General features: G+C 68.0%; 2 protein-coding genes. Both read left to right on the plus strand.

Annotation, left to right across the window (positions count from 1 at the left end; genetic code table 11):
- The first annotated feature begins 40 nt into the window (after window positions 1-40).
- Window positions 41-1,243 carry a tyrosine-type recombinase/integrase gene (locus ACLHRZ_RS42420; protein ID WP_490423985.1) on the plus strand — a complete coding sequence of 401 codons (1,203 nt, stop codon included), beginning with the start codon at window positions 41-43 and terminating at the stop codon, window positions 1,241-1,243.
- On the plus strand, window positions 1,236-3,683 hold the full coding sequence (locus ACLHRZ_RS42425) for a tyrosine-type recombinase/integrase (protein WP_490423986.1): 2,448 nt from the start codon (window positions 1,236-1,238) through the stop codon (window positions 3,681-3,683). Before ACLHRZ_RS42420 ends, ACLHRZ_RS42425 begins: the two co-directional genes overlap by 8 nt.
- Window positions 3,684-3,697: the final 14 nt, after the last annotated feature.

Genomic DNA, 3,697 nt, shown 5'->3' on the forward strand with positions numbered 1-3,697 from the left:
CGTTGAGCGAGGCGATGCCCGTCTGGCCAAGGAGCCGTGTGTGAACCCGAGCCTCTGCAACGAGCTGATCGAGGGGCGGGCTGTCCTGCCCCGCGTCGGCTCAGTCGTTCAGCTGGACACCCAGCACCCTCCGTACGCGGTGCTCAGTGCGGACGGCGAGCGGGTCAAGCCTGTAATGCCGTATCTGCGTGATCTTGCGTTGAACGACAACAGCCCATCCACCTGCCGCAGTTACGCCAACGACCTGCTGCGCTGGTTCCGGTTCCTGTGGGTGCTCCAGGTGCCCTGGGAGCGGGCGACGGAGGGCGAGGTGTCGGTGATAGTGGGATGGCTCCGTACGGCGCCCAACCCGCAGCGACGCCGCACCCGGCTGGACGCCCCGGCGCCCGGGTCGGTCAACCCCCGCACCGGCAAGCGCTACCTCAAGGCCGGCTACGCGCCCACCACGATCAACCACGCCCTGACCGTGGTCAGCAGCTTCTACGACTTCCACCGGGACCAGGGCCGCGGCCCGCTGATGAACCCGGTCCCCGTGTCCGAGGCCCGCCGACGCGCCCTGGGACACCTCGACCCGATGGAATCGACGCCCGTCTTCCGGCGGTCACGGCTGCGCCAGCGCGTCCCGAAGACCGAGCCCCGGGCGATCCCCGACGCCATGTGGGACGAGTTCTTCCACGCGATGAACCACGACCGCGACCGCGCCGCGGTTCTGCTCTACGTCTCCAGCGGCGCCCGTGCCTCCGAACTGCTGGGGATCGCTCCGGCGGACATCGACTGGCCGGCCCAGCTGGTCTACGTGATCTCCAAGGGCACGAAGCTGCGCGAGGCGATCCCCGCCAGCCCGCAGGCCCTGGTGGTCCTGGCCGCCTACCTCGATGCGGCGGGCCTGCCGGCCCCGCACGAACCGGTCTTCCGCACCCGCCGCGGCCCGGACAAACCGCTGAGCTACTGGGCGATGCGCCGCGTCATCCAGCGCGCCAACGAGAAGCTCAAGACCAACTGGAGCCTTCACGACCTGCGCCACACGGCAGCGATGCGGATGGCCAACGACCCCCACCTGACCCTCGTGGAAGTCCGCGCCATCCTGCGTCACGCCGACCTCGCCACCACCGGCCGCTACCTGCACGCACGCGTCGAGGACCTCTTCGACGCCCTGCAAGCCCACTACAACCGCCCCAAGATCCAGCCGACCATCGCGCCCGGCTACGACCCGGAGGACTTCAAGGCGGTGTTCGGTGGCTGACACTCCGACCTTCACCGCCCGCAACCGGCGCATCGACTACCGCGACGAGGTCTTCGTCCCCGCGCCCGCAACGCGGTTCTTCACCGCGGAGATGAAGGCAGCACCGGCACCCCTGCCGCCTACACCGCCCGGACCGTTCGGGGACCTGTCCACCGCGCCGGTCAAAGAGATCTCCCGCATCGTCCAGCAGGTGATGAAGGGACGCCCCAACCTCACCCGCACCCGGTGCTCGGTGGAACGGGTTCTGGGACATCTGGCTCAGATTCCGGGAACGACCTGGCAAGAGAGGTGGGAGGGCAGCGGCTTCAACGACGAGGGCGCGGACTCGGTCACCGTCCTGGCACGAGACGCCGGGGGCGCCAGCGAGCTGATCGCGGGGCTGAAGCTGGCGTTCTGCCTGCGGATCATCCGCCCGTCGGTCTCGGGCTTCCGGGCCAACAAATTTCTCCAGTACCCGGATCTCTTCCGGGATCTGCAAGCGGACCCCTACCTCGACAAGTTCCTCGCCGCGGCCGATGCCTACGACTTCAATCACATGCACCGCAGGCGGGCGAAGTTCGACCTCACGGCCGCGCTGACGACACAGGGCATCGCCCTGGAGGACCTGACGCCGTCCGCGCTGCTGCACTTCTCGATGGAGTCCAAGCGCCTGCGGGTGACACACGGGGCGACGAGCTGCGCGAACCGGTTTGCCGCCCTGGGGAGCTGGCAGGTCCTGCACCAGATGGGGCACTTCCCGCCCGGGACCCCGCCGACCTTGCGGACCTACATCTACGCCGGCCAGCTCACCGTCGAACAGCTCGTGGACCGCTATCCCATCGTCCACCAGGGCGTTCGGCAGCTGCTCATCGACTACCTGTCCCGAAGGCGGGTCTCCGCGGACTACATCACCATCTCTGCCCTCGCCCGGCAGCTCGCCAGCACATTCTGGGCGAAGATCGAGAAGATCAATCCCGGCCAGCAGGACCTCGCCCTGAGTCCGGAGGTCTACGACCAGTGGCGCGAAGCCATCAAGCGATGGGACCGGGACCCGGCCAGGACGAGGGCCGACGACTCCGGCATCCTCCTCGCCGTCCGCGCTCTCTACATCGATCTGCACAGCTGGGCGATCGAGGAGCCCGAGCGATGGGCACAGTGGGTCGTCCCCTGCCCCGTCCGGCCACGGGAGCTCAAGGGTTTCAACAAGCGTAAGCGGGACGTGAACCGTCGCATGGCCGAGCGGGTCCGCGTCCGCCAGCCGCTGCTGCCCGCGCTGGTTGCCCATGTCGAGAAGCGGCACGAGTACCTGGCCAGCCTGCTGGAAGCCGCCCGCCCTGTCCCGCTCGGCGACGAGCTCGTGCACGAAGGCCGGCGCTACCGGCGCAAGAACACCTCCCGGGACCAGGACTGGGCCCGGCACGAGGCGAACCCACCGGTCCGGGTCGTCGCGGAGGACGGCGAGGAGATCAACGTCTCCCTGGCCGAAGACACCGCCTTCTGGGAATGGGCGGGCCTTGAGATCCTCCGGCACAGCGGCATCCGCATCGAGGAGCTCTGCGAACTCACCCAGCTGAGCATCCGGCAATACCAACGACCGAACGGCGAGGTCATCGCCCTTCTCGTCGTGGCTCCGTCCAAGACCGAACGCGAGCGGGTCATCCCGATGTCCGCCGACCTCTTCCACGCCGTCGCCCAGGTCATCCGACGCCTGACCCCCGACCGCCGGCCCATCTCCGTGCTGAACCGCTACGACCCTCACGAAAAGACCTGGTCAGAACCCATGCCGTTCCTCATGCAGCGACGGATGGGCACTCGACACGGCGTCATCTGCCCCACCACGTTCCTCCACATGCTGGCCCGCAGCTGCGAGGAACTGGCCGAGAACCACGACGCCTTCAGCGACATGACGTTCACCCCCCACGACCTCCGCAGACTCTTCGCCACGGAAATCGTCAATGGCGGGCTCCCCGTCCACATCGGGGCGGCCCTGCTCGGCCACCTCAACTTGCAGACCCTCCAGGGCTACGTCGCTGTCTTCGCGGAAGACGTCGTGGCCAACTACCAGAAGTTCCTCAACCATCGCCGGTCCCTGCGGCCCGAGGCCGAGTACGTCGACGTCACACCCGAAGAATGGGCCGACTTCGAGGAGCACTTCGACAAGCGCAAAGTCGAGCTTGGTAACTGTGCTCGCCCCTACGGCACCCCCTGCAACCACGAGCACGCCTGCATCCGCTGCCCGATGCTCCAGGTCAACCCCAAGATGCTGCCCCGCCTCGCGGAACTGGAGAAAGACCTCCTCCTCCGCCGCAAGCGTGCCCGAGAGGAACAGTGGCTCGGCGAGGTCGAGGGCATCGAGATGACGTTGACCTTCCTCCACGCCAAACAAGCCGAAGCCGCCCGCCTCGCGCAGCGGCCCGTCACCGAACTCGGCATCCCCCGCCCTCGCCCCGAGGAGACCTGATGAACCCCACCGCA

Source organism: Streptomyces sp. AM25 (assembly GCF_058146165.1).